At 51.1% G+C, this 25,222-nt stretch carries 26 protein-coding genes; 5 read left to right on the top strand and 21 right to left on the bottom strand.

Annotation, left to right across the window (positions count from 1 at the left end):
* Positions 1-157: 157 nt before the first annotated feature.
* On the top strand, positions 158-886 hold the full coding sequence (mpaA, locus tag HV243_RS12170; RefSeq protein WP_016153210.1) for a murein tripeptide amidase MpaA: 729 nt from the start codon (positions 158-160) through the stop codon (positions 884-886).
* On the opposite strand, the gene ycjG is transcribed toward mpaA, so the two are convergent.
* Positions 861-1,826 carry an L-Ala-D/L-Glu epimerase gene (gene ycjG, locus HV243_RS12165; protein ID WP_047417302.1) on the bottom strand — a complete coding sequence of 322 codons (966 nt, stop codon included), beginning with the start codon at positions 1,824-1,826 and terminating at the stop codon, positions 861-863. The two genes, mpaA and ycjG, sit on opposite strands and share 26 nt — an antisense overlap.
* Positions 1,827-1,941: 115 nt before the next feature.
* On the opposite strand from ycjG, the gene tpx reads away from it, so the two are divergent.
* Entirely contained in the window at positions 1,942-2,448 is a 507-nt protein-coding gene (gene tpx, locus HV243_RS12160) for a thiol peroxidase (protein ID WP_016153212.1), read from the top strand.
* Between the two features lie 53 nt (positions 2,449-2,501).
* Here the strand turns inward: tpx and tyrR are convergent, their stop codons facing one another.
* The 4 genes from tyrR to pspE form a co-directional block, all read right to left on the bottom strand.
* Positions 2,502-4,046, bottom strand: coding sequence for a transcriptional regulator TyrR (gene tyrR, locus HV243_RS12155; RefSeq protein WP_016153213.1), 1,545 nt, complete (start codon positions 4,044-4,046; stop codon positions 2,502-2,504).
* Positions 4,047-4,192: 146 nt separating this feature from the next.
* On the bottom strand, positions 4,193-5,254 hold the full coding sequence (locus HV243_RS12150) for a YcjF family protein (protein ID WP_053388549.1): 1,062 nt from the start codon (positions 5,252-5,254) through the stop codon (positions 4,193-4,195).
* Complete coding sequence (locus HV243_RS12145; RefSeq protein WP_016153215.1) at positions 5,251-6,648, bottom strand: YcjX family protein; 1,398 nt, start codon at positions 6,646-6,648, stop codon at positions 5,251-5,253. Before HV243_RS12145 ends, HV243_RS12150 begins: the two co-directional genes overlap by 4 nt.
* 142 nt (positions 6,649-6,790) lie before the next feature.
* Positions 6,791-7,108: a thiosulfate sulfurtransferase PspE gene (pspE, locus tag HV243_RS12140; RefSeq protein WP_053388550.1), complete on the bottom strand. Its 318-nt coding sequence runs from the start codon at positions 7,106-7,108 to the stop codon at positions 6,791-6,793.
* 228 nt (positions 7,109-7,336) lie between these two features.
* Here pspE and HV243_RS12135 point away from each other — a divergent pair, with 228 nt between their 5' ends.
* A complete protein-coding gene (locus HV243_RS12135) occupies positions 7,337-8,347 on the top strand; it encodes a LacI family DNA-binding transcriptional regulator (protein WP_016153217.1) in 1,011 nt (336 codons plus the stop codon).
* Between the two features lie 29 nt (positions 8,348-8,376).
* On the opposite strand, the gene HV243_RS12130 is transcribed toward HV243_RS12135, so the two are convergent.
* The 15 genes from HV243_RS12130 to pspA form a co-directional block, all read right to left on the bottom strand.
* Positions 8,377-9,282, bottom strand: a complete 906-nt coding sequence (locus HV243_RS12130) for an OmpG family monomeric porin (RefSeq protein ID WP_016156630.1) — start codon at positions 9,280-9,282, stop codon at positions 8,377-8,379.
* Positions 9,283-9,351: 69 nt separating this feature from the next.
* On the bottom strand, positions 9,352-10,434 hold the full coding sequence (locus HV243_RS12125; RefSeq protein WP_016153219.1) for an ABC transporter ATP-binding protein: 1,083 nt from the start codon (positions 10,432-10,434) through the stop codon (positions 9,352-9,354).
* Between the two features lie 10 nt (positions 10,435-10,444).
* The gene (pgmB, locus tag HV243_RS12120) at positions 10,445-11,113 is read right to left on the bottom strand and encodes a beta-phosphoglucomutase (RefSeq protein WP_053388551.1); all 669 of its coding nucleotides are present in this window, start codon (positions 11,111-11,113) and stop codon (positions 10,445-10,447) included.
* Positions 11,110-13,386, bottom strand: coding sequence for a glycoside hydrolase family 65 protein (locus tag HV243_RS12115; protein WP_100250033.1), 2,277 nt, complete (start codon positions 13,384-13,386; stop codon positions 11,110-11,112). The genes pgmB and HV243_RS12115 overlap by 4 nt, the downstream gene beginning before the upstream one ends.
* Positions 13,383-14,438, bottom strand: coding sequence for a Gfo/Idh/MocA family oxidoreductase (locus HV243_RS12110; protein ID WP_016156633.1), 1,056 nt, complete (start codon positions 14,436-14,438; stop codon positions 13,383-13,385). The genes HV243_RS12115 and HV243_RS12110 overlap by 4 nt, the downstream gene beginning before the upstream one ends.
* 10 nt (positions 14,439-14,448) lie before the next feature.
* On the bottom strand, positions 14,449-15,237 hold the full coding sequence (locus HV243_RS12105; RefSeq protein ID WP_016156634.1) for a TIM barrel protein: 789 nt from the start codon (positions 15,235-15,237) through the stop codon (positions 14,449-14,451).
* A gap of 16 nt (positions 15,238-15,253) precedes the next feature.
* A complete protein-coding gene (locus tag HV243_RS12100; RefSeq protein WP_016153224.1) occupies positions 15,254-16,306 on the bottom strand; it encodes a zinc-binding alcohol dehydrogenase in 1,053 nt (350 codons plus the stop codon).
* Positions 16,307-16,333: 27 nt separating this feature from the next.
* The gene (locus HV243_RS12095; protein ID WP_003020474.1) at positions 16,334-17,176 is read right to left on the bottom strand and encodes a carbohydrate ABC transporter permease; all 843 of its coding nucleotides are present in this window, start codon (positions 17,174-17,176) and stop codon (positions 16,334-16,336) included.
* Complete coding sequence (locus HV243_RS12090; protein ID WP_003840754.1) at positions 17,163-18,044, bottom strand: sugar ABC transporter permease; 882 nt, start codon at positions 18,042-18,044, stop codon at positions 17,163-17,165. The genes HV243_RS12095 and HV243_RS12090 overlap by 14 nt, the downstream gene beginning before the upstream one ends.
* 20 nt (positions 18,045-18,064) lie before the next feature.
* Positions 18,065-19,357 carry an ABC transporter substrate-binding protein gene (locus HV243_RS12085; RefSeq protein WP_053388553.1) on the bottom strand — a complete coding sequence of 431 codons (1,293 nt, stop codon included), beginning with the start codon at positions 19,355-19,357 and terminating at the stop codon, positions 18,065-18,067.
* Between the two features lie 16 nt (positions 19,358-19,373).
* Positions 19,374-21,080: a sugar phosphorylase gene (locus HV243_RS12080; RefSeq protein ID WP_053388554.1), complete on the bottom strand. Its 1,707-nt coding sequence runs from the start codon at positions 21,078-21,080 to the stop codon at positions 19,374-19,376.
* A 164-nt stretch (positions 21,081-21,244) separates the two neighbouring features.
* Entirely contained in the window at positions 21,245-21,475 is a 231-nt protein-coding gene (gene pspD, locus HV243_RS12075) for a phage shock protein PspD (RefSeq protein ID WP_047500373.1), read from the bottom strand.
* Between the two features lie 8 nt (positions 21,476-21,483).
* The gene (gene pspC, locus HV243_RS12070) at positions 21,484-21,843 is read right to left on the bottom strand and encodes an envelope stress response membrane protein PspC (RefSeq protein ID WP_003020497.1); all 360 of its coding nucleotides are present in this window, start codon (positions 21,841-21,843) and stop codon (positions 21,484-21,486) included.
* Positions 21,843-22,067 (bottom strand): envelope stress response membrane protein PspB, encoded by a 225-nt coding sequence (gene pspB, locus HV243_RS12065; protein ID WP_016153227.1) that lies wholly within the window; start codon positions 22,065-22,067, stop codon positions 21,843-21,845. The genes pspC and pspB overlap by 1 nt, the downstream gene beginning before the upstream one ends.
* A 54-nt stretch (positions 22,068-22,121) precedes the next feature.
* Positions 22,122-22,790, bottom strand: coding sequence for a phage shock protein PspA (pspA, locus tag HV243_RS12060; protein WP_016153228.1), 669 nt, complete (start codon positions 22,788-22,790; stop codon positions 22,122-22,124).
* A 155-nt stretch (positions 22,791-22,945) separates the two neighbouring features.
* On the opposite strand from pspA, the gene pspF reads away from it, so the two are divergent.
* A complete protein-coding gene (gene pspF, locus HV243_RS12055) occupies positions 22,946-23,935 on the top strand; it encodes a phage shock protein operon transcriptional activator (protein ID WP_029139556.1) in 990 nt (329 codons plus the stop codon).
* Between the two features lie 93 nt (positions 23,936-24,028).
* A complete protein-coding gene (locus HV243_RS12050; protein WP_032492467.1) occupies positions 24,029-24,673 on the top strand; it encodes a quinolone resistance pentapeptide repeat protein QnrB10 in 645 nt (214 codons plus the stop codon).
* Positions 24,674-24,681: 8 nt separating this feature from the next.
* On the opposite strand, the gene HV243_RS12045 is transcribed toward HV243_RS12050, so the two are convergent.
* Positions 24,682-25,005 carry a hypothetical protein gene (locus tag HV243_RS12045; RefSeq protein ID WP_072161006.1) on the bottom strand — a complete coding sequence of 108 codons (324 nt, stop codon included), beginning with the start codon at positions 25,003-25,005 and terminating at the stop codon, positions 24,682-24,684.
* Between the last annotated feature and the right edge of the window lie 217 nt (positions 25,006-25,222).

Below are 25,222 nucleotides of genomic sequence, written 5' to 3'. Positions count from 1 at the left end.
TGAATGTGTAATTATTTGTATCGCCAGCAGGAAATGCAATTAACTTTCGACAAGGAAATAATATTACATCTGAAAAGATAAGTGTGTGAAAACGATTTGATTATCCATACATTTTGCACAACACTGCGAGTAACAATCCACGCATTCAGAGATGACTATGACCGTTACCCGACCCCGTGCCGAGCGCGGCGCATTCCCACCTGGAACCGAACATTACGGACGTTCATTATTAGGCGCGCCGCTAATCTGGTTTCCCGCAATGGCGGCCGATCGCGAAAGCGGTCTGATACTGGCAGGAACGCACGGCGACGAAAACGCATCGGTCGTCACCCTTTCCTGCGCATTGCGTACGCTTAACCCTTCCTTACGTCGTCACCATGTGGTGCTGGCGGTTAACCCTGACGGTTGCCAGCTCGGGCTGCGCGCAAATGCGAACGGAGTGGATCTAAACCGTAACTTTCCCGCTGCCAACTGGAAAGCGGGTGAAACGGTGTATCGCTGGAACAGCAGCGCAGAAGAACGCGATGTGGTGTTGTTGACCGGCGAAAATCCGGGCTCAGAACCAGAAACCCAGGCGCTGTGCCAGCTTATTCACCGAATTCATCCTGCGTGGGTGGTCTCTTTTCACGATCCGCTGGCCTGTATTGAAGATCCCAGGCGCAGCGAATTAGGCGCATGGCTGGCGCAGTCGTTTGAATTACCTCTCGTCACCAGCGTAGGTTATGAAACGCCCGGCTCATTTGGAAGCTGGTGCGCAGACCTGAACTTACACTGTATAACCGCCGAATTTCCGCCCATCTCTTCAGATGAAGCGAGCGAGAAATACCTGCTGGCCATGTCCAATCTCCTGCGCTGGCACCCTAGAGATGAAGTTGTCCGGTCGTAAAATGCAGGGCCGGCTCCGCGTCGCTGGCAAGCCAGGTAGGGCCATCAAGATCGGCAAAGTTAACCTGCGGCGTAAGCGGTAACGCCGCCCCAATCGCCCGGGAAGTGCACAACATGCAGCCCAGCATTAGCGTAAATCCCTGCTCGCGGGCTTCGGTTGCCAGCGCCAGCGCCTCCGTCAAGCCGCCTGTTTTATCCAGTTTGATATTGACCATTTCATAGCGCCCGTGCAGCGCTTTCAGGCTGCTGCGGGTGTGGCAGCTTTCATCTGCGCAGATCGGCAGCGGATGCACAAAATTTTCCAATGCGGCATCGTCCTGCGCTGGCAGCGGCTGCTCCAGCATCGCCACCCCTAAATCAGCCAGAAGCTGGCAGCGCGCCGCCAGACCTTCTGCCCGCCAGGATTCATTGGCGTCGACAATAATCGTGGCATCAGGGACTGCTGCACGAATAGCAACCATCCGCTCGCTAATCAAGCGTGCATCCAGTTTAACTTTTAGCAGTTTCGCGCCATTTTCCCACAGTGCAGCCGCACTCACCGCCATTTGTTCCGGCGTGCCAATTACCACGGTTTGCGCCGTCGTCACCACTTCCGCCAGTTCACTTCCCACCAACTCTGCCAGTGACAGTTGCTGTTGACGCGCACTCAGATCCCACAACGCGCAGTCCACAGCATTACGCGCGGCTCCCGCTGGCAGCAGCTTTTGCAGCTCTTCACGCGTCAGTCCATTTTCCAGTTGTGGGGCAATGCTCATAATTTGCGCCAGCACTGAGGCATCGCTTTCACCATAGCGCGGATACGGTGTGCACTCGCCGATACCCGTGACGCCGTTTTCTGCCACTTCAACCACCACCACATGCGCTTCGGTTCTGCTCCCACGGGCAATAACAAAGGGAGTGTGCAGCGGCCAGGCTTCCTCATATACCTTAACTGTTCTCATTTGCTTTCCTTAATGCAGTCCCTGAAGCGGATATCCGCAAATAGCGTTTGCCGTGTTAACTGCTGATGGCATAAACTAGCCTCGACGTTAACTATATGTAAACAGGAAGATAACCATGTCACAAACCGTTCATTTCCAGGGCAACCCGGTTACAGTTGCCGGCTCAATTCCTCAGGCTGGAAGCAAAGCTCAGGCTTTTACCCTTGTGGCTAAAGACCTGTCTGACGTTACGCTGGGCCAGTTCGCAGGCAAGCGCAAAGTGCTGAATATTTTCCCAAGCATCGATACCGGCGTTTGTGCGGCATCGGTACGTAAGTTTAACCAACTGGCGACAGAAATCGACAATACCGTCGTACTGTGCATTTCGGCCGACCTGCCATTCGCCCATTCACGTTTTTGCGGCGCGGAAGGTCTGAGCAACGTTATCACGCTGTCCACCCTGCGCAACGCAGAATTTCTGAAAAACTACGGCGTAGAAATCGCTGAAGGCCCACTGAAAGGTCTGGCCGCACGTGCCGTGGTCGTTATTGATGAAAATGACAACGTCGTTTTCAGCCAACTGGTCAATGAAATCACCAACGAGCCAGACTACACTGCTGCGCTGGACGTACTGAAAGCTTAAGCCACGTCTGCATACAAAAATGCCTCCGCAGGGAGGCATTTTCATTTACCGTGTTACTCTTCGCTTTTTTTCTGCTGGCTCAGGCCGTATTCACGCAATTTGTTGGCAATCGCGGTGTGCGAAACGCCAAGGCGTTTGGCCAGTTTGCGCGTGCTGGGATAATTCATATAAAGCTGCGTCAGCACAGAGCGTTCAAAGCGGCTGGTAATTTCATCCAGCGATCCTTCCATCACCTCTTCTCCGACCGCAACCGTTGCCGCATCGTAATCCGGCAGTAAAATATCCTGCGGCCGCAGCTCATAGCCTTCAAGCTGGGTCAGCGCCCGGTAGATGGCATTTTTAAGCTGACGCACGTTGCCCGGCCAACCGTAGCGGGTTAACACCGTGCTGAGATCGGCAGATAGCTTCGGACGCGGCACGCCCTGCTCGTCGGCGAAGCGCGCCACAAACAGTTCGGTAAGCGGCATAATATCCTGCGGGCAATCGCGTAGCGGCGGCAGATTTAGCGTCAGTACATTCAGTCGATAATAGAGATCTTCACGGAAAAGCCCTTTCTGCACCATTTCCACAAGGTTCTTTTGCGTCGCGCAAATCACGCGGACATCAACATGAACTTCGTGATCTTCTCCCACGCGGCGGAACGTGCCGTCATTGAGAAAACGCAGCAATTTGGTCTGCATACGCGGCGACATTTCACCAATTTCATCTAACAGAACCGAGCCGCCATTCGCCTGCTCAAAGAAGCCTTTTTTGCCTTCCGGGGCATGGCCAAACAGCTCACTTTCGACCGCATCCTCAGGAATTGACGCGCAGTTCAGCGCCAGATACGGCTTCGACGCACGCGGGCTTGCCAGGTGGCAGGCATGGGCAAAGAGATCTTTGCCGGTGCCGGTATTACCAGTAATCAGCAGCGGCGCACTCAGTGTCGCCAGCTTACGCGCCTGTTCCACTACGTGTTTCATTTTGGCGCTGACGGCAATAATCTGGCTAAACGCGCTCAGATCCTGCGTAGTCATATTTTGCAGCTGACGCCCCATCCGGATGGTGGAGCGCAGCATGACAACAGCACCGGTCAGCATCTGCTCCTGATTTTCACCCTGCAAATGGACAGGCGTAATCTCCATCAGGAAGTTCTGTCCGTTAATTACGACATGCTCGCTATGAGAATCCTGTGGATTGCTTTCGAGCCAGCGCTGGAAGTTAAACCCATTGATTAACTGGGCGGCGGTATGATTGCGCATCCGATCCTGAGTGTGCGCGAAAAGCTGACAGCTCGCAGGGTTCGCCATCTCGATTTTGCTTTTCATATCCAGAGAAAGGACCGGTTCTGGTAACGCCTCAAGCAGCGCACTCAGCGCAAGATGTTCTCGTTCGGAAGGCATCCAGGGCACGGTACGCACATCCGTAACCCCTGAAATACGGCGGATTTCAGCCATCAGACTACTGAAGTTGGTGAACTCCAGTTCCGCAAAATTGAGGTAAATCCGCCCGATGGGGTCAATCTCGATACCGCGTAAATCAATGCTTCTCAGCACCAGTAAATCGAGCAATTCGCGGGTCAGACCAAGTCGGTCTTCACAAAAGACTTCCAAACGCATAGGAACCTTCACCTGGACAAGGGATTATGTATTAAATGATAAGACAGTATTGGGTTTGCAGGAAGAACTCTGTCAACAAATATTGACAGCTCGCTGGAAAATCAGGCGCCGGACGTAAAGTTAAACGACTGGCGCCCAATTTTTAGCTAACTTTCGCGCGGCGATTTGTTCTTTTGTAAGGTTTCTTTCACCTGACCAATCAGTTGACGGCGAAAATCGCCCAGTCGTGGCTTATCGTCATCGATCCACGGCAGCGGTCGGCAAAGTTCCATGGCTTTAATACCCAGACGCGCCGTTAATAATCCCGCGCCAATACCCTGCGCGGCACGCGTCGATAAGCGGGCGGCTAAATCCTGCGACATCCAGTCCATTCCCACTTCCCGCACCAGCTCACTGGCCCCGGCAAAAGCGATATTTAGCAGCACCAGGCGGAACAAACGCAGGCGGCTGTAATAACCGAGTTCAATGCCATACAGCGATGCGATGCGATTAATCAGCCGCAGGTTTCGCCAGGCAATAAACGCCATATCCACCAATGCCAGCGGACTGACGGCAATCATCAGCGTGGACTCCGCCGCTGAACGGCTAATCTCACGTCGGGCCTGCGCGTCCAGCACCGGCTGCACAAGATGGGCATACAGGCTGACGACTTCGCGATCGTTCTGCGTTTCATGAATTGAGGCATACCAGCGCTGTAGCGCCGGATGGGACTGATCGATACCCGCCTGCTGCGCCAGCTTTTCGCAAAATGCACGACCTTTTCCGGTTCCATGGCTGTGGAGCAGATCTCGCGCTTCATCACGCTCATGCGCACGCTGGCGCAAACGCCATAGCCGACGCCACTCGGTCGCAACCGATCCGACACCTGCGCCGATAATCAATGCGCCAGCGGCACATCCTCCCAGCGCGACCCAATCATGAGTCTGCCAGGCATTCATGGTCCATTGTACGCCCTGAGCGACAACGCTCGCGCCAAACAGCGCCAACCCGCCCATCACCATTTTGCGCCACAAACTGCGTTTGGGGCGTAGGGCCGCATCAATGACGGCCTCAGCCTGACCTTCGTCTTGCAGAGGTTCATCCACTGTCGCCGGAGAAAAAGTCTGCGCCTCCGTTTCGTTGAACATCTGCTGCGCTTTAAACGCCGCGTTTTGTTCCACGTCCAGCGGACCTGAGAAATCGATACGCGGTTTTAACGGCTCGCTCATCGCAATTTATCTCCTATTAAAAACTCCATCGCGGCATCAAGACGAATATGCGGTAAGGGTTTATCAACATCCATAACCTGCGGGCGAAACGCTTCAAACTGAAAGCCCTGGCTGTCCCAGAATGCTTGTCCAGGTAAACGCGCGGGCACTTCCCCCGGATAAACGGTTAGCGGTTCACCATCGCTCAGACGATGACCACGCAGCGCCGGGATCTTTTCGCCTTTCACATCGATCAGGCCGCTGGTGGTTGCCTGTACTGATGCCAGTCCCAGACAATCCATGCTGATACCTTCGAACGCAGCGTTTTGCCAGGCGTCCTGGATCAACTGCTGCAATAACGACACCATATTGGCGTGCTGATCGACCGTGACGTGGTCGGCTTTGGTGGCGGCAAACAGCAGTTTGTCGATCACCGGGGAAAACAGCCGACGAAACAGCGTACGCTGTCCGTAATGGAAGCTTTGCATCAGTTGGGTGAGTGCCAGACGCATGTCGTTAAACGCCTGTGGCCCGCTGTTGAGCGGTTGCAAACAATCGACCAGCACAATCTGACGGTCAAAGCGCAGGAAGTGATTCTTATAAAATCCCTTCACGACTTTTTCACAGTAATAATTAAACCTGTCGCGCAGCATGCCCGCATTGGTGTGTTTGTCTGCCTGCGCCAGCTTCGATTCCCCCCAGGCATCAACGTCCGGCCACGGGAAGAACTGCAGCGCAGGCGCCCCCGCCATATCTCCAGGCAGAACAAAACGGCCCGGCTGAATAAAATGCAGTCCCTGCTGCTTGCACTGGTGCAGATACTCCGTCCAGGCGGCAGCAATTTCCGCCAGACGGTTTTCATCAGCAGGCGCCAGCGGATCCAACCCCTGGCATAACTGCCGCCATCTTGCCGACCATTCGCCCCGCTGTCCCTGTAATAATCCGGTCATTTGCCGCGACCAGCTGAGATAATCCTGGGCCAGCATCGGTAAATCGAGCAGCCACTCCCCCGGATAATCGACGATTTCCAGGTACAGCGTGGAGGTGTCTTTAAAGTGGCGCAGTAAAGAATCATTGGATTTGTAGCGCAGCGCGAGGCGTATTTCACTCACACCGCGCGTAGGTGTCGGCCAGGTCGGTGGAGAGCCATACAACTGCGCCAGTCCCTCATCATAGGTAAAGCGCGGAATACCAAAATCGCGTTGTGGAACCCGTTTAACGCCGAGCAGACGCTCTTCGCGCACGCAACTGAGCAACGGCAGACGCGCACCGGCATGAATATTGAGTAACTGGTTTACCATCGCGGTGATAAACGCCGTCTTACCGCTACGGCTAAGTCCGGTGACAGCCAGGCGCAAATGCCGGTCTACGCCGCGATTAACCAGCGAATTGAGTTCATTTTTAAGTCGCTTCATCGCCATCCCGTTTTGCTGAAGGAACCGAAGAAATTATAACAAACAGGAAGTAAAGATAGGGGTCAATTCTTACTTATCAACTACCTGAGCCGTAACAGGCGGCATTATTCTTACCGCCTGTAGCAGAAGGAATGCGAGCGGTTTATTGATTCTCTACTTTAGGAAGCGCTATCTGATTGATGCCACCTTCGTTGGTCACCTGCGTGTAGCCCATTTCCGTCAACATATCCTTCGCCTGCCCCGATTGACGCCCGGAGTTGCAGTACAGCTTCACGGTGTCGGTCTTATCAGGAACTTCAGCAGCGATACGCGCCTTCATCTCTTTTAATGGAATGTTGACCGCCCCCTGAATATGCTGCTGTTGATACTGTTCAGGAACGCGAACATCAATCCAGTGCACGGCTGCAAAAACCGGCATGCCGATGACCAGTGCCAACGCTAATACGCCTTTTTTGAACATAATATCTTCCTGACTGATAGTTGGATTTAACCAACACACTATACGCCAGTTCTTAAGAAAATATTGCGATCGCATTATCACCCTCTGCACCCTTGGACGACTCTTCCTCTGGTTGCGCATACTGCGGTTAGTTTTTTGATTTTTCTGCCCGCATTCCGATATTGTTGTCATTCGCCAATTAACTCCATAATATGTTCGCCATTGACTCTCGGACGGAGCTTGGGATCTATGTCTCCTACCATTTATGATATTGCACGAGCCGCTGGCGTATCAAAATCCACGGTATCGCGCGTGCTTAATAAGCAAACCAATATCTCGCCGGAAGCGCTTGAAAAAGTGCTGCGTGCTATTGATGAGTTACAGTACCAGCCCAATAAACTTGCTCGCGCACTCACCTCTTCCGGGTTTGATGCAATAATGGTGATATCTACCCGTTCAGCAAAAACAACCGCCGGTAATCCGTTTTTCTCTGAAGTGCTGCATGCTATTACTGCCAAGGCTGAAGAGGTCGGTTTTGATGTCATATTACAGACGTCGCGAAGCACTGAAGATGATTTACAAAAATGTGAGAGCAAAATTAAGCAGAAATTGATCAAAGGTATCATTATGCTGAGCTCTCCCGCCGATGAATCTTTTTTTGCGAGGCTGGATAAATACAACGTACCGGTCGTGGTTATTGGAAAGGTTGAAGGCGACTACGCCAATGTCTATTCTGTAGACACAGATAATTATCGCGACAGCATTACGCTAACTGATGCGCTGATTGAGAGTGGACACCGTAATATAGCCTGTTTGCACGCGCCGCTTGATGTTCATGTTTCTATCGATCGCGTTAACGGATATAAAGCCAGCCTTCAGGCGCATAATATTAAAATGCGCGATGAATGGATTGTTGACGGGGGCTATACCCATGAAACAGCCCTGCTTGCTTCACGGAAATTACTGAGTCAGCAGCCGTTACCCGACGCCGTATTTGCCACCGACAGCTTGAAATTAATGAGCTTATATCGCGTGGCGGCTGAGAAAAATATAACCATCCCGCAACAACTTGCCGTTGTGGGCTACAGTAATGAGCTGTTGTCTTTTATGCTCACGCCCGTTCCTGGAGGAATTGATGTCCCTACCCAGCAGTTGGGTGAACAAAGCTGTAATTTATTATTTAACCTGATTGCGGGCGAGAAAGGATTACAAAATATCACAGTGAGCACGCAAATATCGCTGGCCGACTCACTGGTGTAAAAACTGGGGCATAAATGCCCCAGTATATTTTAGAATGCGTAGTTCACGCCTATACCAGCATAATGGAATCTGTCGCTTTCGCCTTCGTCGTGATCTTCCCACTCATAGGCATACTCCAGTGACATTGATAAACCATTCTGGAAATCATATGCATACAGTAAACCGAGACGATTGAAATTATGGCCTTCACGTTCCGGATCATCTCGCCAGTCCCAGTTTGACCAGCGATCAAGCCCCAGACGGGTATACGGCGTCAGGGTGGTATTGCCTAAAGACAACGGTAAATATGCACGAATTTCCTGGGTAGAGAACTCACCATTATTGCGCGAATCAGCCAGGTTAAAGCCGCGCTCAAGGTAATAGTTGACCGTTAAGCCCACCGTTTCGTTAAACCTGTAATTCAGACCGGTCTCGCTTTCGACACGACTATCGGAGTAGCCAGTAGTATTCAAATCATTAACGAATTGATACATCGACAGCCAACCGCTAAAGCGCAGGTCGTCGGTCAGTTTAACATCCCAATCCGGCTGAACTTTCCAGCGCTGCATATTAGCGGTGTCGTTTCCTGGTTCATTGACATAGTGATAACCGTAATTACGGAAGCCACCGGTCAAACCGAAATTAACATCCTCACTTTCCAGAAATTGATAGCGAATTTCCAGTTCCGGACGATCAAACCAGGTACCACGCTTACCTTCGCTGTAATCAACCGGTCCTTCCTGATAATAGGCCAGCGATATTTTCCATGGCCCATTAGATGCGTTGAAATAGACGGACGGCTCAGCCAGTCCATCCATATCTTCGCCCTGACCTTCAACGTTTTCTATTTCGTACATAGCACCAATATTAAAGTGCCAGTCATTATTTTCAGCAGCCTGCGCGCAGGCCATTCCTGCGCTCATAATCAGCGCAGTAGCGGACAGTAGGGTTTTCATTATTATTCCTTGTTAAAATACTCGCAAAAATGCCCCAAGGCTTGGGGGGGATTTATTCCCCCCGGAATTTTATTGAATAGCCACTTCAGTTTCAGCATCAAAGAAATGGCATTTCGCCATATCAAAATGAATAGTGATATTTTCTCCTGCATGATAATCATTCACTGCCCCAGCACGGACCACCAACTCATGCCCCCCAACAATGGTATAAAGCATAAATTCAGCGCCGGTTAATTCTGCAACGCTAATTTTTGCCGATATACTATTTTCGTTATTAAGCTGCGGGTGTATATCTTCAGGACGAATTCCCAGAGTGACCGCCTGATGTTCATAACCCTGCGCTTTTAATTGTGCTAATTTATTTTGTGGAATCGTTAATTTCAGTGTTTCAGTAACAAACTTATCACCATCAATCGCGCCACGAATAAAGTTCATGGCCGGTGAGCCAATAAATCCGGCGACAAACATATTAGCCGGGTGGTTATAAACCGTTTTCGGCGCACCAACCTGCTGAACGATGCCATCTTTCATAATCACAATACGCGTCGCCATAGTCATGGCTTCGGTTTGGTCGTGGGTAACATAGATCATAGTGGTATTGAGTTTCTGATGCAGTTTGCTAATTTCAGCCCGCATCTGAACGCGAAGTTTGGCATCGAGATTCGATAAGGGTTCATCCATCAGGAAGACCCCCGCTTCACGTACAATCGCACGCCCCAGCGCCACACGCTGACGCTGACCACCGGATAACGCGCCGGGTTTACGCTGCAGATAATCGCGCAGACCAAGGATCTGCGCCGCCCAGTTGACGCGCTCCTCAATCACAGCAGGCGCTATTTTCTGCATTTTCAGACCAAACGCCATGTTGTCATAGACGGTCATGTGTGGGTACAACGCGTAGTTCTGAAAAACCATCGCAATGTTGCGTGATTTCGCCGGCACATCGTTCATCCGTTTACCGTCAATCAGCAGATCGCCGCCGCTGATCTCCTCCAGACCGGCGATCATGCGCAACGTAGTTGACTTCCCGCAGCCGGAAGGTCCAACAAAAACAATAAACTCTTTATCTTCAATTTCCAGATTGAAGTCTTTAACGACGTGTACCTGGTTGTCGTAAATTTTTTGAATGTGTTGCAACGAAAGCTGTGCCATGTTGAATCCTTTACTTGTCGTGTTGCCAGAAAGCCGATAAGCACGGCCACGTCAGAAATTCGGTTGCCGGAAGCAGCAAGTCTGCCCCATTCAGCCCTTTACCGATGCCGACAGAAAGCATGCCGCAGGCGTTGATTGCATCAATTCCCGCTTGTGCATCTTCTATGCCAATACATTGTTGCGGGTCAACGCCAAGACCCGCGCAGGCTGCCAGGAAAATTTCCGGATCCGGTTTCGAGCGGGTGAGCAATGCCGCATCCGCACAAAAATCAAAGCAAGAGCTAAGATTAAGCGCTTGTAAAATAGCCGGGGCATTGCGCGACACAGAGGCCACCCCCACCGGAATCCGTTCTTCCCGCAACGTCATCAACAGCTCACGTATTCCCGGTAATACCGAGTTAACCGTCAGTTGGCGCAAAGAATGGACATACAGTCTGTTTTTTCTCTCGGCCAATTGTGCGCAGGCCCCGGAAGAAAACGCCCCCGCCTTCCCACCATGGTGCAAAATACGCTGTAGTGATTCGCCGCGACTAATCCCTTTCAGGCTGTCATTAAATGCTTCGTCGATCACAATCCCTATTTCATCGGCTACCTGCCGCCAGGCCAGAAAATGCAGATGCGCGGTATCGGTAATCACGCCATCCAAATCAAAAATGATGGCCTGTGGTTTGAGTATCATTCATCGCCCCTTTTTGTGGTAGCGGTCCCATAAGTGGGCGAAATAATGGCGTCATTGCGGATTACGGTTTCCCCCTGCACGGAGACCTTTTCACCATTGACCCAAAGGACAATCTGCTCAGTGCTGTTAATACGGATTTCAGCCGCATTAATGATTACCTGCATATCGATGCCCTGCCAGCGCAGCGGGAAAGACAGCGTTTGCCAATGAGCCGGTAAGGCAGGAGCAAGGTGTAACTCCCCGTGGCGAATATTCACGCCAGCAAATCCCTGGATTGCGCCCAGCCAGATGGCGCCCGTTGCCGCAGCATGAATGCCGTCATCGCAGCTATGTGGGTCCTCCCCGAGATCGATAAGCGATCCTTCACGCCAGAACCGATAGCCCTGTGCCGGATCACCGCAACGCGCTGCCACAATCCCGTGGATCGCTTTACTCAACGAGGAGTCATGAATTGTGCGCGGCTCGTAAAAGCGCAGGTTTGCCAGACAGGTTTGCGGGCAAAATTGCTCCGGTAACATGTAGGTCAGCATCACCACATCGGCCTGTTTGAGAATTTGCATCTCATTGACTTCTGCACGGGAGTAATCGAGCAAAATCGTCTGCTTGCCCGCTTTGGCTTTGTACTGTGACAGATCGATAGTCGGTTTGCTCAGGAAGGTATCGTCCTGAGGTAGCACGCCATCGGGCTGAACTTCCGGTCGCCAGAGATGCTGTAAAAAATACTCTGCGCGGTGAATAAACGTCTCATCACCGCAGCCCAACCGACGGGCAAAACCCAGCGCCTGTTCCACGTTGTACCAGGCCATGTAGTTGGTGAACGCGTTGTTGTTCACATGCTCAGTGTATTCATCCGGGCCAATCACATCGTGGATCTCTAAACGATCATTAACCATGACCGCCCTGCTGATCCAGAACTTCGCCGTTTCCAGCAGCAACGTCATTCCCTCACGGGACATGAAGTTTAGATCCCCTGAGGCATGCCAGTAATTGATTACCGCCCAGGCAATATCCGCCACGAGGTGATGTTCAGCCTGCGCCGAGGCCACTTTCTGACGCAGTCCGGTACGGATGTTGATCGCCGCAAATTCAGGCGTTTCCTCATCACCGCTGCGAGCGCTTTCCCACGGGAAAAGCGCTCCCTGCCAACCGTTACGGCGAGCTTTCTCACGCGCCCCCGACAGATTATGCCAGCGGTAACGCAACAAACTTCTCGCGGTTTTCGGCTCGGTAAAGAGATGAAACGGTAACAGAAAGACCTCGGTATCCCAGAATATGTGGCCTTTATACCCTTCCCCCGTCAGACCTTTGGCCGCAATACTGCTGCGCTCATCATGGTCAGGAGTCATCACACGCAGATGATAGAGCGCATAGTCCAGCGCTCGCTGATCGCTGGCATCAGTGCTGGTGACCTGAACGCGACGATTTTGCCACCAGGCATGCCAGTTAGCAGTCGACTCCGCCAGCAGAGCGTCATAGCCCTGCTGCGCGCACGTTTCCAGGTTGCGCAGCGACTGGCGTCCCCAGGTCTCAAGCGACAGGCTGCGTTCGCTCGCCCAGTCTACCCAGCTAATTTTTGTCAGCGTGACACGCTGTCCGGCTTTCGCCTGCACGCTGTTGTGTTGTAACAGCCGACGTTCTTTCGCGGTGAAGCAGCGCTGCGCTGCACCGTCTACATCGCAATACGTGGTGATAGCGATATCATTACGATTGTCCTGGGTGGTGTAAATCCCTTGCATAAGATGCTGGCCAAAGACCCGGACCTGCGTTTCATCCAAATGCTGACGACCATGATTGGTCATCGTGGCGTCAATTCCGGTCGAGATACCAATGCTGGCATCGCCATCCAGTGGCGTGACGACAACTTCCATAGCAAACAGCGGCAGTTTTTGTGCCGAGACAAATCGCCGGCTCTCAATGGCAAAACGCGCCCCGCCAGACGCACGCCAGGTAAGCGTACGGCGTAATTCCCCACTGGCAAAATCCAGTTCACGTTGCCAGCTTTCGATAACGCCGCTGGTGAGCGAGAAAATCTCACCATTGAGTGAAATCTCCACCCCCACCACATCAGGCAGATTAACCAGTTCATTAATCTCGCCTTTCCCTGCCCGGTGATACAGTCCAGCAAGGTACATGCCGCGAGTTTGTAAGGTGTAGGCTTCCTCGTGGCTGGCGCGAATCCCCATATAACCGTTACCGGTCGTCATGAGTGACGCATATTTATTCAGGTTGTGTGGGCAAAAAGCCGGTTCAGTTAGCATTACTGGCCTCGTCATAAGTCTACGTAGGTCCCTGTTTCAGCCGATTGATACAGTGCGGCAACCAGTTGTTGAATAACGACGCCTTGCTCTGCGTCAGCAATAGTGACAGGCTCGCCCTGGACATGATTCACAAAAGCTTCCATGCTGCGATAATGACGATTGTCATCGGCCATTTCGCGTTGAAGCAGTACGTCAAGCGTCCCCTCACGATCGGTATAAACCTGGGCCGGGAATAACGTCGCCCCTGCCAGATCGCCGCAGAAATTAACGTTCATAATCGATTGTTCCGGGATATTCAGCGCGAAAGAGGTTTCCAGTCGCAGGATACCGCCGTTATGAAATTCAATCGTCCCGAACAGAGAATCCTCCACGGTATACGTCTCGGGATCCCATTTCCCAAACTGGCCGCTGTTTTTACGCGTGCCAATGCGTTGATAACTGTGTGCGTTAACACGCTTTACTGCCGGAAACCCCAGCACATACATGGCGGCATCAAGCATATGGATGCCGAGATCAATCAGCGGCCCGCCGCCCTGCAGTTCTTTGTTGGTAAATACCCCCCAGCCGGGCACGCCGCAGCGGCGCAAAGCGCGGACATTAGTGACATAGATTTCACCCAGCACGCCGGCCATCACCTGCTCACGAAGCAGCTGCGTATCCAGTGCGAAACGATGATGAAAATCATAAGCCAGAACTTTCCCCATTCGACGCGCCGTGTTACACATTTCCAGCGCCTCGGCTGGCGTCATCGCCGGAGGTTTCTCACACATCACATGGCATCCGGCGTTCAGCGCCAACATGGTGTGTTCATAATGAAAACGATTGGGTGAACAGATGCTGACGATATCTGGCTTAGCCTCGCGTAGCATCGTCTGAGGATCGTCCCAAACCTGCGGATTGCCGTATTTCTCTGCCAACGCCTGCGCCTGTGACAGGCGGCTGTCACAGACAGCCACCAGTTCCAGATCGTTGCGGGTGCAGTAGTACGAAGCATGAACTTTATCCGCCACCTGCCCGGCGCCGATAATGGCGATGCGTAGCGGAGAGCTTGTCAGTGCACTTTTCACAGAAATCCTCTTAGCAGGTACGCAGCCAGGCCAGTGACTGACGGTACGCTTCCGGCAGGTTCTCTGCCCGTACACGCCCTTCGTACACGACGTAACCCTGATAATTATCTTCACGCAACTGATCAAACAGCGCAGTGAAATCCAGCGTACCGCTCCCCGGCTGATAACGATGGTTATCCGCAATATGGACGTGTCCCAGCAGATCGCGATTGTCATGCAGCGCCTGAGCCATATCGTCTTCTTCGATATTCATATGGTAAAAATCACCAATGATTTGCACATGCTTCAGGTTGTTTTCCACGATATAGCGACGGGCATCCGCCAGGGTGTTGATCATATGATCCTGATAGCGATTGAGCGGCTCCAGATACACCACCGTCCCCGTACGCTCGGCAACTTTATCGAGATAAATCAATGAATCACTTACTGCTTTACGATCACCCGCCAGGCTGCGCGGAGAGGTCATCGGCGGTAAGCGGAAGGTAAACATGCCCCATGCAGCGGGTACAATAATGCCCTGCCCACCGACTTCGGCCAGCGCTTCGAGAATGCGGGTAATCTGCTGTAAGCCATTCAAACGACGCTCTTCGATAAAATCACCGATCCAACCGTCATATCCTCCACAGGCGGTGGTGACGGGCAGGCCTGTTTCTTTGATTGCCGCTTTCACTTCTGCCAGGTTGTTAACCAGCAGCTTGCCGTCAATTTCAAAACCGTCAAACCCCATCTCTTTGATGTAACGGAATTTCTCGAGAATATTTTCCGGGAAAAAAGCCTGGTTCTGTGTTCCAATTTTCATCTTCTGCATTCCTTAATTAAAACGTCACGCCCATTTTGATGCTCTTTTCCGGATGGCGATCGACATACTGCATATAGCTTTCCGGGCTGCTGGCAAATGTCACTACCGGGTCAATAAGTTCTTCACAGTTCAGGTAACCGTTCATCAACAGTTCCCAACAGGTCTCCTCAATACGCTTGCGGCTCCAGCGCGGATAATCCGGATTTGGCTCACTGCAGGCACGGGAGAAGACAATTTTGGCGTTGTTGAAGTGCGCTTCACGCCCCAGGTTGAAGCCTTCAGCAAAAGGTTTCGCGAAAGCGACATAGGAGATTGTTCCACCATAGGCCAGACCGCGTAACGCCGATTGCAACGCATCCGCATAGCCGCTGGTTTCGATAATCACATCCGCGCCCTGCTTGCCGGTCAGCTTCTTAATTTCCATGCCGACATCGGTGCCAATAGGATTCAGACAGAAATCCGCGCCATGACGACGCGCGATATCGCAACGATGGGCAATCGGATCCACACCAATGACCACCGAGGCTCCCGCTTTCTTAGCCAGTTGGACGGCAATCTGGCCAATCGCCCCTAAGCCGACGATGACAACAAAGTCGCCGACACGCACATTGGCGTCGCGCACGCCACTCATGGCGAACTGTGCCGGGTCATAGCACACGGCATTTTTCCACGAACTACCTTCCGGCATTTTGCGCAGTTTGTAGTTGTTTACCGCATTAAAGAAAACCGTTTCTGCCAGTGGGCCGTAGCCGCAAACTGAATCGCCAACGGCGTATTCGGTCACATCGCTGCCACACTCAATAACATCGCCCACCACCATGTTGCCAAGCTGGAACTTGCCGAATTCAATCCCGCGCGGCGCCCCTTCCGGACGCGGCATGAACATTTGCCATTCGCCGTTGAAATCTTCGTCAATAAACGGACTGGCAGCGCGAAAATCGACCACTTCCGTGCCATGTTTCGGCGCACCAAAGCGAACGCGAACTTTCACTTCATTGGCGGATACAGCTCTGTCTTCATATTCCACCAGCGCCGCAACACGCGGTTCTGTGGCAACTAACTTCTTCATTTACAACTCCTTAATTAAACTGGCCGCTTAGCCTTTCACGCCGCCTGCGGTCAAACCACTTTTAATAAAACGTTCGGAAAGCGCATACATAATGACGACCGGCAATGCGGTGACTAACGATGCCGCCATCATGCGTCCCCAGATATAGTCAGGCGTACTGAACAGCGCGTTCAGACCGACCGGTAAGGTAAAATTGCTGGCGCTGGAGAGGAAAATCGAGGCAAACAGATAGTCATTCCACGCCACCATAAAGCAGTACACAAAGACCGAAACCAGACCGGACATCGCCAACGGCACGGTAATGCGAAAGATGATCTGCAGACGGTTCAATCCATCCATCATCGCGGCTTCTTCTATTTCATCCGGAATGGTGTCGAAGTAGCTTTTCAGCATGAACACCGCGGTCGGCAGCGTCTGGGTGACCATGGTGATAATCAACGCCATTTCGGTGTCATAGATGCCAAGTGCCGTAATGATTTTGAATAGCGGCACCACCAGTAGAATCCCCGAAAACATGTACACCGTGTAAAAGCTGGCATTGATGGTCATTCGCCCCTTAAAACGCAGGCGGGAAAGCGCATACGCTCCGAGTACGCCGAGAAATACCGCCACCACCGAAGAAGTGACCGATACCACCAGGCTATTACGGAAGTAGTCAACAAACGGGAAAATCATCGGGTTGAAGATGTCGATGTAATGTTCCAGCGTCCATTGCTGCGGTAACAACGTCGGATGCAGCGAGATCGCCTCTTTGGCGCTTTTAAATGAGGTCATCAGCATCACAAAAAATGGGAATAGCGTGATGCCCAGGAAGACAATTAATCCACAGTAAAAGCCGATGCGGCCAAGCGTGCGCTTATTTGTTGCCATTGAGGTTCACCCGTTTTCTGGTCAGCAGGATAACAGCGAAAATAATGACGAAGAGGACGACAGAAATAGCGGCCGCTTTGCCTAAGTCGTTAAATGCAAATGCTGTTTTATAGAGATAGACCCCGAGAATATCGACTTTAGTGGTCAGCAGATAAACATCGGCGAACATGTAAAACATCCAGATCGTGCGCAGCGTGACCACGGTTGCCAGCACCGGCATAATCGCTGGCAGCGTGACGATACGAAACCGTTGCCAGGCGTTCGCGCCGTCCATTTCTGCCGCCTCATACAACGATTTATCAATCGTCTGTAAAATCGCCAGAAACGAGATAAAGGCATACGGGAAGTAGCGCCAGATGGCGAACAGCACGACCAGCGCGAAGCTACTGCCGGGATTGTCGAACCACAGCGGCGCCTGATCGTAGAGATGCAACAGATCCACGCCGAGGTAGTTCACAATGCCGTAGCCGTTGTTGAACATGTATTTCCAGGCAAACACCAGCGAAATTGATGGCGTCACGTAAGAGAGGATGACCAGTGAGCGCGCCGTTTTCCGCAGACGAAACTCACGGTTAAAAAACATCGCTACGCCCAGCCCCAGTACCGTGCTTCCTGCCACAACCAGCGCGGTATACCAGACCGTCATCCACAGCGAATGCCAGAATCCGGGATCGGATAAGATACGGATATAGTTGCTTAGCCCGACAAACGTAGACTCAATTTGCGGATTCAGCGGCAGTCGCATAAAGCTGATTTCGATGTTTGATATCATCGGCCACGCCACTAAACCGCCCAGCAACAGCAAGCTGGGCGCCAGCAGCAGCATGGCGAATGGCATATCAGATCGACCTGAAAAGAACTTATTCATCACGGCTTTCCATTTCCCCATTAGCGCTGTTCAACGAGGTCATCCAGTTTTTTCTGGCTCGCTTCAATCGTGGTGACGAGGTCGGCTTTGCCTACCGTCACGTTGTGCACCATTGAGCTCACAACACCGGAGCCTGTGACGTCACCCATGCGGGTGAAGTTCTTATCGCCGACGGCGCCAAACACCTGGATATTCGGCAGTTCGGCAATTAGCTGATCGGGTAATTCACCCAGCGCTTTGATGACAGTGTTATCTTTCCACGTCGGGGTATTCACCACCGCTTTGTTAACCGGCAGCGCCGCCCCTGGCGACATCATGACCCAGTCCGCGATGTTGTCGGCCTGCTCCATAAAGGTGACAAATTTCTCTGCCGCTTCTGTCTCTTCAGACTTTTGACCCGCGGTAATGGTTAACGACGTCAGCATGCCGTAAACAGCAGAGTTTTTTTCCGTCGGCACCATAAAGCCCACATTTTTAGGATCGCCCTCTTTAATCACCGCCGGGAGGAGATAGGTGGAATAAATCGCCATCGGCGCCGTGCCGTTCATGAACGCGTCTTTGACTTCCATGATGTCGTTTGAGCCCGGCATGGTGTTCATTGCCAATTGGCGGTAATACTGCAGCGCCTGCGCCATTTCAGGTGTGTTGAGCGTTATCTTTCCTTGCGCATCAAAAACGTTGGCCTGGTTTGAGAGCGCGAACTGGGAAAATGACTGTTCGGTCAAAACGCTTTCCGCCGTGGGTAGCGCAATACCATATTTCTTACTACCAGGATTGTTTAGCTTCTGCGCCACGCTCAGCAGTTGTTGCCAGTCTTTTGGCTCTTCCAGCCCAGCTTTTGCCAGCACATCTTTGCGATACCAGATCCCGCCAATCCAGGCGCTAACCGGAACCCCGGTCCAGGCGGTACCGTCTTCAGTACGCACAATACGCAGCACGCCATCATAAAAAGTACCTTCACCTACGGCGTTGATGACCTGCGCTACGGCTTTACGATCGATAAGTGATTCTTTATCCATAACTTTCGCGTAGTCATGGCTGGTTTCAATGACTTCAGGCAGTGAACCACTCCGCGCCAGGGTAATGACCTTGGTGTTGTACGCATCTTCTTCTACAGGAACCTGTTTGACACTGATCCCTGGGTTCTCTTTTTCAAAACGCTCAATCAGTTTTGCAATAACCGCCTGTCGCTCCTGTTCAACAGAAGAGTGCATAAATTCAATCGCAACAGAGGACGTTTTATCATCCTTACACCCGGAAACCAGGGCGCAGGAAACCAGTGCTGAAATCAGCACAATTTTAGTTTTAAGCATGAAATGTTCCTTTTTATTACTTAACCCACATGACCTGCCAGGCGTTCAACGTTAATTCTTTACCTGAAATAGTTTCACCGCTAATCAAATCAAATCCATTTTCAACATCAATACTAATGGTTTGCGTATGACCGCTGACATTAAATAATCCGGTAATTTTTTCGCCTGTTTCCGCCGTACGTTTAATTTGCATTACAGCCGGTGTAACACAGCTAATCTGAAAATCACTATCAGGGTGAAATGCTTTATTACTACGACGTATTACAATTAATCGGGATAATTCATGATAAATAGCGTGGCGCAAACTGGTTTCATCTGCCAGCTCCGTTTCGATTTGGCTTATTTGATATTTTTTGCGGTTGATCGCGCGGTTATAACCTAGCGCCTCGACACCTTTATAATCATTGCGTGACCCAAGAATGCTTTGAATGTAAACCGCAGGTACACCCGGAAAACTCAGCAAAATGGCATGTGCGAGAATAAAACGGGAAAAACGTTCGGCATCACTACAATTGCCTGGCGTCAGTGCGTCCATATATGTCACGTTAATTTCATACGGACTGCGACTACCATCAGGGTTATTTTTCCAGTTAACCAGCGCGCCTTCCTGTTGTAATTCCGTCACCAGGCGCACGATCTCGTCTTCAGGTAACAAACCACGTAATGGGTTGAGACCAATACCGTCATGCGATGCGAGGAAATTAAACCAGGTGGTCTCACTGGAGGGCAGTTCCAGTGATTGCGCCCACTGGCACAAGGTTGAGGTATCCTGGCGTTGTACCGCATGCAGCACCAGCGGCGGTAACGAGAACTGGTACACCATATGCGCTTCATCACGGCCATTTCCGTAGTAGGACACATTATCCTTATGCGGAACGTTTGTTTCAGTAATAATCGCCGTACCAGGCGCCGCGCAGTCAGCAATAGCGCGAAATAGTTTGATAAGCTGATGCGTTTTTTCCAGGTGAATACAGGTCGTTCCTGGCTCTTTCCACATAAAGCCAACCGCATCCAGGCGGACATAATCAGCGCCCTGCTCAAGATAACTCAATAGCACATCGACCATCGCCAGTAACACTATCGGGTTGGCATAGTTGAGATCGATCTGGTCGTCGCTGAACGTCGTCCATAAATAGCGTACGGTGTTATCTTTCAGCGTAAAAGGCGTCAGTAACGGTAATGCGCGTGGACGCGTTACGTTGCTCAGGTCCGTATCAGGATCCATCGCAATAAAGAAATCTTCATAACCGTCAAGCTGTTGCAAATAGTTATTAAACCATTCGCTTTTCGCTGACATATGGTTACAAACAAAATCAAACATCAGTCGACTGGATTTACCCAATTGCTTAATATCATTCCAGTCACCGGTTTCTTCGGCAACCTGATGGTAATTAATTACGGAAAAACCATCATCCGATGACCACGGATAAAACGGCAACAGATGCATATGAGAAAATGTCGACTTAAGCCATTCATTATAAAATTGATTAAACATCGGCAGTGGTTTTTTGCCTGCCCCGTGGAATTGATCGGCGTAGGTAATAAGAACCACATCGCCCTCGTCCCAATGCGCTTTACGGATTTTTTTAATTAATCCCTGTGATTTCTCTAAACGTGCAATCAGCGCTTCATAGTGGCATGAAGTAAACGTATCACCATAAACTTCTGCCAGGCATTTTTGGATTTTTTGGTTCACCTTCAATTCTCGTGGTAGCGGTCCCATGAATCAAGAGACTACTCTGCGGGAAATAAGCTGTCAATCGGCTGAGGTGGCCAGGAGGGGGATAATAAAAGAATTTTGGCAGCCAAAAAATCGTATTTGTGAGCTGCCGCAAATTAACAGTGGGAATGTTGATTAATTGTTGCTTGCTTTTGCTGATTCGGATATCAGCGTTGATTACCTGAATAGCGTTTCGATAATTTTGCCGCTGCCCGACTCAAAACCGGCTCCAGGACCAACGCCAGCAGCATTTTAAGCGGGCGTCGGGCGACGGACTTCACCGCCCACCCTGCTACCCCCGCCGGGCCGTAACGAAGCGCAGTTAAAAGCACCAGCTTACCTGCTATTTTAAAGCCCGGCTTAACCCTTTGCCCGGCACGTTGCCAGCGATTGTTCATTTCTATCCTCACAATTGGCGGAAACGGCTGCGCAATGAAAAGGTATCAGACGTGACATAACGCTCCATTTCACGCAAACGCTTTTCACTTGCCGCCAGCTCGCGATCGACGGCATCCAACAGCTCGCCGCTTGATGGCTGCTGCTCACCGGAAACCACATTGTCCGGCATCGGGTCCAACACAAACGTCAGCACGATGTAAGCGACGAAGGTGAAAAAGGCCAGACCAAAAAAGACGGACAACACCACCAGGATCCGTACCAGCTTCACAGGCACATCGAGGTAATGCGCAATACCTGCGCAAACCCCCTTCACCATGCCCTGTTGCGGAATACGCCACAGTTTTTTGTTCAGATTAACGCCTCCCATTAGCGGTCCCTCCAGTTTGGATGTTCAGCATCAAGGATGTCTTCCAGCGCCTGAATGCGCTCGCGCATCCGCTGTGCGTCATCGTTGAGTTCTACCAGACGTTGCTGTTCACTTTGCGCCAGTTCGCCACGACTGGAACGGTTGCTGTAATGCAGCCAGAGCCAAATCGGTAAAACGAACAGCACAAAGATGGTTAATGGGATAGCCAGAAATAGCGCGCTCATGAGTACTCCTTACAGGTTATGAGCGGCGGCGCGTTCGGGCGCCGCCAGATGTTATTATTGCTTATCTTGCTGCATTTTGGCTTTAAGTTGCGCCAGCTGCTCGCTGATTTCATCATCTGCTTTCAGGTCAGCAAATTGCTGATCCAGAGACTGCTGTTTACCGAAGTTATGGCTTTCAGCCTCAGCTTCCATCTGATCGATACGACGCTCGAAAGATTCAAAGCGTGCCATCGCTTCATCCAGCTTACCGCTGTCCAGTTGACGACGAACATCACGCGAAGAGCTCGCAGCCTGATGGCGCAGCATCAATGCCTGCTGACGAGCACGGGTTTCACTGAGTTTATTTTCCAGCTCACCGATCTCTTTTTTCATTCGCGCCAGCGTATCGTCAACCAGCGTCACCTCATGCTCCAGAGAAGCAATCAGATCAGTCAGTTTCTGTTTTTCGATTAAAGCAGAACGCGCCAAATCTTCTTTCTCTTTACGCAGCGCCAGCTCGGCTTTTTCTTGCCACTCTGCCTGTTGTGCGCTGGCCAGTTCGATACGGCGAGATAATTGTTTCTTTTCTGCCAGAGCGCGTGCGGAGTTTGAGCGCACCTCAACCAGCGTATCTTCCATTTCCTGGATCATTAACCGCACCAGCTTCTGCGGATCTTCAGCCTTTTCCAGCAACGCATTAATGTTGGCGTTCACGATGTCGGCAAAACGAGAAAAAATACCCATAATGTAATCCTCACTTACTGTTCTGATATCGGGCTATGCCCTGCTGTTTTCGTAATGCACTTGGCGTGCCAACTTTTTAACAAATTGATTTTAATATAAATACCTAATTTTACCTGACGGGAGAATTAGGGTAAATTGGTGAATAACACTAACAAGTGGTGAATTTCATCATGGCAGGATACAAAGACAATATTCTGGGCGAAGCGAACAGCTTTATTGAAGTGCTGGAACAGGTTTCTCATCTGGCGCCGCTGGATAAACCTGTACTGGTTATCGGTGAGCGAGGTACGGGGAAAGAGCTTATTGCCAACCGCCTGCACTACCTCTCCAGCCGTTGGCAGGGCCCATTTATTTCGCTTAACTGCGCAGCTCTCAACGAGAACTTACTTGATTCCGAACTGTTTGGTCACGAAGCCGGTGCGTTTACCGGTGCACAAAAACGCCATCCAGGACGTTTCGAACGCGCCGACGGCGGCACGCTGTTTCTTGATGAACTGGCGACCGCGCCAATGTTGGTACAGGAAAAACTGCTGCGCGTAATTGAGTATGGCGAGCTGGAACGCGTCGGCGGCAGCCAGCCATTGCAGGTTAACGTGCGACTGGTCTGCGCGACCAATGCCGACCTGCCACGTATGGTCAGCGAAGGCACTTTCCGCGCAGACCTGCTGGATCGTCTGGCCTTTGACGTGGTGCAACTTCCCCCACTACGCGAGCGTCAAAGCGACATCATGTTAATGGCCGAACACTTTGCCATTCAGATGTGCCGCGAGATCGGGTTACCGCTTTTTCCGGGATTTAGCGCCGAGGCCAGAGAAACCCTCCTCCATTACCGTTGGCCGGGTAATATTCGTGAACTGAAAAACGTCGTGGAGCGCTCCGTTTACCGGCACGGTACCAGCGATTACCCGCTGGATGAGATCATCATTGACCCCTTCCGCCGCCATGTTGCGCAGCCACAGGCAGCACCACCCAAGCAGACATCTGTAGCATTACCGCTGGATCTGCGTGAATTCCAGCAGCAACAAGAGAAAGACTTTCTACAAACCAGTTTGCAGCAGGCAAAATTTAATCAGAAAAAAGCCGCTGAATTACTGGGTCTGACTTACCATCAGCTACGCGCGTTGCTTAAGAAACACCAGATCTAATACGCATTTGCAGGTGTCATACTGGCGGGTTTGACGCATAACGTCATAAGGTTTACCATGGCGTCATTACTGTATAAAAAAACAGGTGTAGATATGACTCTGGCATTAGTTGGCGAAAAAATTGACAGAAATCGCTTCACCGGTGAGAAAGTTGAAAATAGTACATTTTTTAACTGCGATTTTTCAGGTGCCGACCTGAGCGGCACTGAATTTATCGGCTGCCAGTTCTATGATCGCGAAAGTCAAAAAGGATGCAATTTTAGTCGCGCAATGCTGAAAGATGCCATTTTCAAAAGCTGTGATTTATCAATGGCAGATTTCCGCAACGTCAGCGCATTGGGCATTGAAATTCGCCACTGCCGCGCACAAGGCGCAGATTTCCGCGGTGCAAGCTTTATGAATATGATCACCACGCGCACCTGGTTTTGCAGCGCATATATCACTAATACCAATCTAAGCTACGCCAATTTTTCGAAAGTCGTGTTGGAAAAGTGTGAGCTATGGGAAAACCGCTGGATGGGGACTCAGGTACTGGGTGCGACGTTCAGTGGTTCAGATCTCTCCGGCGGCGAGTTTTCGACTTTCGACTGGCGAGCAGCAAACTTCACACATTGCGATCTGACCAATTCGGAGTTAGGTGACTTAGATATTCGGGGTGTTGATTTACAAGGCGTTAAGTTAGACAACTACCAGGCATCGTTGCTCATGGAGCGGCTTGGCATCGCTGTGATTGGTTAGCTCAGCGTTTACACCGGGAGATGCGTTTGACGATTTACTTTTAACCAGTACGACTCCTGGCAAGCATTGTGAAATGTTTTCTCCAGTGGACGAATATCCTGACCTGCCGCATCAACGACATGCCATCTAATGCTGCATTCTGGACAGGAATTTGATGGATATATAACCAATTCATTTTCGCGAGAACAACGAATAACCACTCCCGAATCATGAAGCCATGTCTTATTTATAATCTCAACTTCAGCCATGTCATCCCGTTTACTGACATCCTCAATACAAATAACATTTTTGCCTATTTTTATAGCATTGACGTAATCCGCTAAGTTGCTCATTTATTAAATATTCCCTTTGATTCGTACACTAACGCATTGTAATCGCTTATGCATTTTGTCACAGCGAGGAAACCGTAACAAATTACGCCAACTGTCCACATCCTGCACCGCGTTTATAGCGAGTCAGATGGGTCATGAAAATGCTAAGATAGTTAACAGAGTAAATTCAAAGTGGATAGCGGGTATGAAGGGTGACCCTGTCGCGATGTTGAATTCG

Origin of the sequence: Citrobacter sp. RHBSTW-00599 (assembly GCF_013784065.1) — a bacterium.
Taxonomy (GTDB): domain Bacteria; phylum Pseudomonadota; class Gammaproteobacteria; order Enterobacterales; family Enterobacteriaceae; genus Citrobacter; species Citrobacter braakii.
The sequence above is the reverse complement of the archived record's forward strand: the minus strand, read 5'-3'. Positions and strand labels throughout refer to the sequence as shown.

Excerpts from the sequence above, each read along its gene's own strand:
- HV243_RS12105 (WP_016156634.1), bottom strand. The coding sequence starts at position 15,237 with ATGAAAATTGGAACACAGAACCAGGCTTTTTTCCCGGAAAATATTCTC.
- ycjG (WP_047417302.1), bottom strand. The coding sequence starts at position 1,826 with ATGAGAACAGTTAAGGTATATGAGGAAGCCTGGCCGCTGCACACTCCC.
- HV243_RS12080 (WP_053388554.1), bottom strand. The coding sequence starts at position 21,080 with ATGGGACCGCTACCACGAGAATTGAAGGTGAACCAAAAAATCCAAAAA.
- HV243_RS12130 (WP_016156630.1), bottom strand. The coding sequence starts at position 9,282 with ATGAAAACCCTACTGTCCGCTACTGCGCTGATTATGAGCGCAGGAATG.
- HV243_RS12150 (WP_053388549.1), bottom strand. The coding sequence starts at position 5,254 with ATGAGCGAGCCGTTAAAACCGCGTATCGATTTCTCAGGTCCGCTGGAC.
- HV243_RS12115 (WP_100250033.1), bottom strand. The coding sequence starts at position 13,386 with ATGACGAGGCCAGTAATGCTAACTGAACCGGCTTTTTGCCCACACAAC.
- pspE (WP_053388550.1), bottom strand. The coding sequence starts at position 7,108 with ATGTTCAAAAAAGGCGTATTAGCGTTGGCACTGGTCATCGGCATGCCG.
- HV243_RS12145 (WP_016153215.1), bottom strand. The coding sequence starts at position 6,648 with ATGAAGCGACTTAAAAATGAACTCAATTCGCTGGTTAATCGCGGCGTA.
- HV243_RS12085 (WP_053388553.1), bottom strand. The coding sequence starts at position 19,357 with ATGCTTAAAACTAAAATTGTGCTGATTTCAGCACTGGTTTCCTGCGCC.
- HV243_RS12045 (WP_072161006.1), bottom strand. The coding sequence starts at position 25,005 with ATGAGCAACTTAGCGGATTACGTCAATGCTATAAAAATAGGCAAAAAT.
- HV243_RS12100 (WP_016153224.1), bottom strand. The coding sequence starts at position 16,306 with ATGAAGAAGTTAGTTGCCACAGAACCGCGTGTTGCGGCGCTGGTGGAA.
- tyrR (WP_016153213.1), bottom strand. The coding sequence starts at position 4,046 with ATGCGTTTGGAAGTCTTTTGTGAAGACCGACTTGGTCTGACCCGCGAA.
- tpx (WP_016153212.1), top strand. The coding sequence starts at position 1,942 with ATGTCACAAACCGTTCATTTCCAGGGCAACCCGGTTACAGTTGCCGGC.
- HV243_RS12135 (WP_016153217.1), top strand. The coding sequence starts at position 7,337 with ATGTCTCCTACCATTTATGATATTGCACGAGCCGCTGGCGTATCAAAA.
- HV243_RS12090 (WP_003840754.1), bottom strand. The coding sequence starts at position 18,044 with ATGAATAAGTTCTTTTCAGGTCGATCTGATATGCCATTCGCCATGCTG.
- pspB (WP_016153227.1), bottom strand. The coding sequence starts at position 22,067 with ATGAGCGCGCTATTTCTGGCTATCCCATTAACCATCTTTGTGCTGTTC.
- pspA (WP_016153228.1), bottom strand. The coding sequence starts at position 22,790 with ATGGGTATTTTTTCTCGTTTTGCCGACATCGTGAACGCCAACATTAAT.
- pspC (WP_003020497.1), bottom strand. The coding sequence starts at position 21,843 with ATGGGAGGCGTTAATCTGAACAAAAAACTGTGGCGTATTCCGCAACAG.
- HV243_RS12050 (WP_032492467.1), top strand. The coding sequence starts at position 24,029 with ATGACTCTGGCATTAGTTGGCGAAAAAATTGACAGAAATCGCTTCACC.
- pspD (WP_047500373.1), bottom strand. The coding sequence starts at position 21,475 with ATGAACAATCGCTGGCAACGTGCCGGGCAAAGGGTTAAGCCGGGCTTT.
- mpaA (WP_016153210.1), top strand. The coding sequence starts at position 158 with ATGACCGTTACCCGACCCCGTGCCGAGCGCGGCGCATTCCCACCTGGA.
- HV243_RS12095 (WP_003020474.1), bottom strand. The coding sequence starts at position 17,176 with ATGGCAACAAATAAGCGCACGCTTGGCCGCATCGGCTTTTACTGTGGA.
- HV243_RS12125 (WP_016153219.1), bottom strand. The coding sequence starts at position 10,434 with ATGGCACAGCTTTCGTTGCAACACATTCAAAAAATTTACGACAACCAG.
- pgmB (WP_053388551.1), bottom strand. The coding sequence starts at position 11,113 with ATGATACTCAAACCACAGGCCATCATTTTTGATTTGGATGGCGTGATT.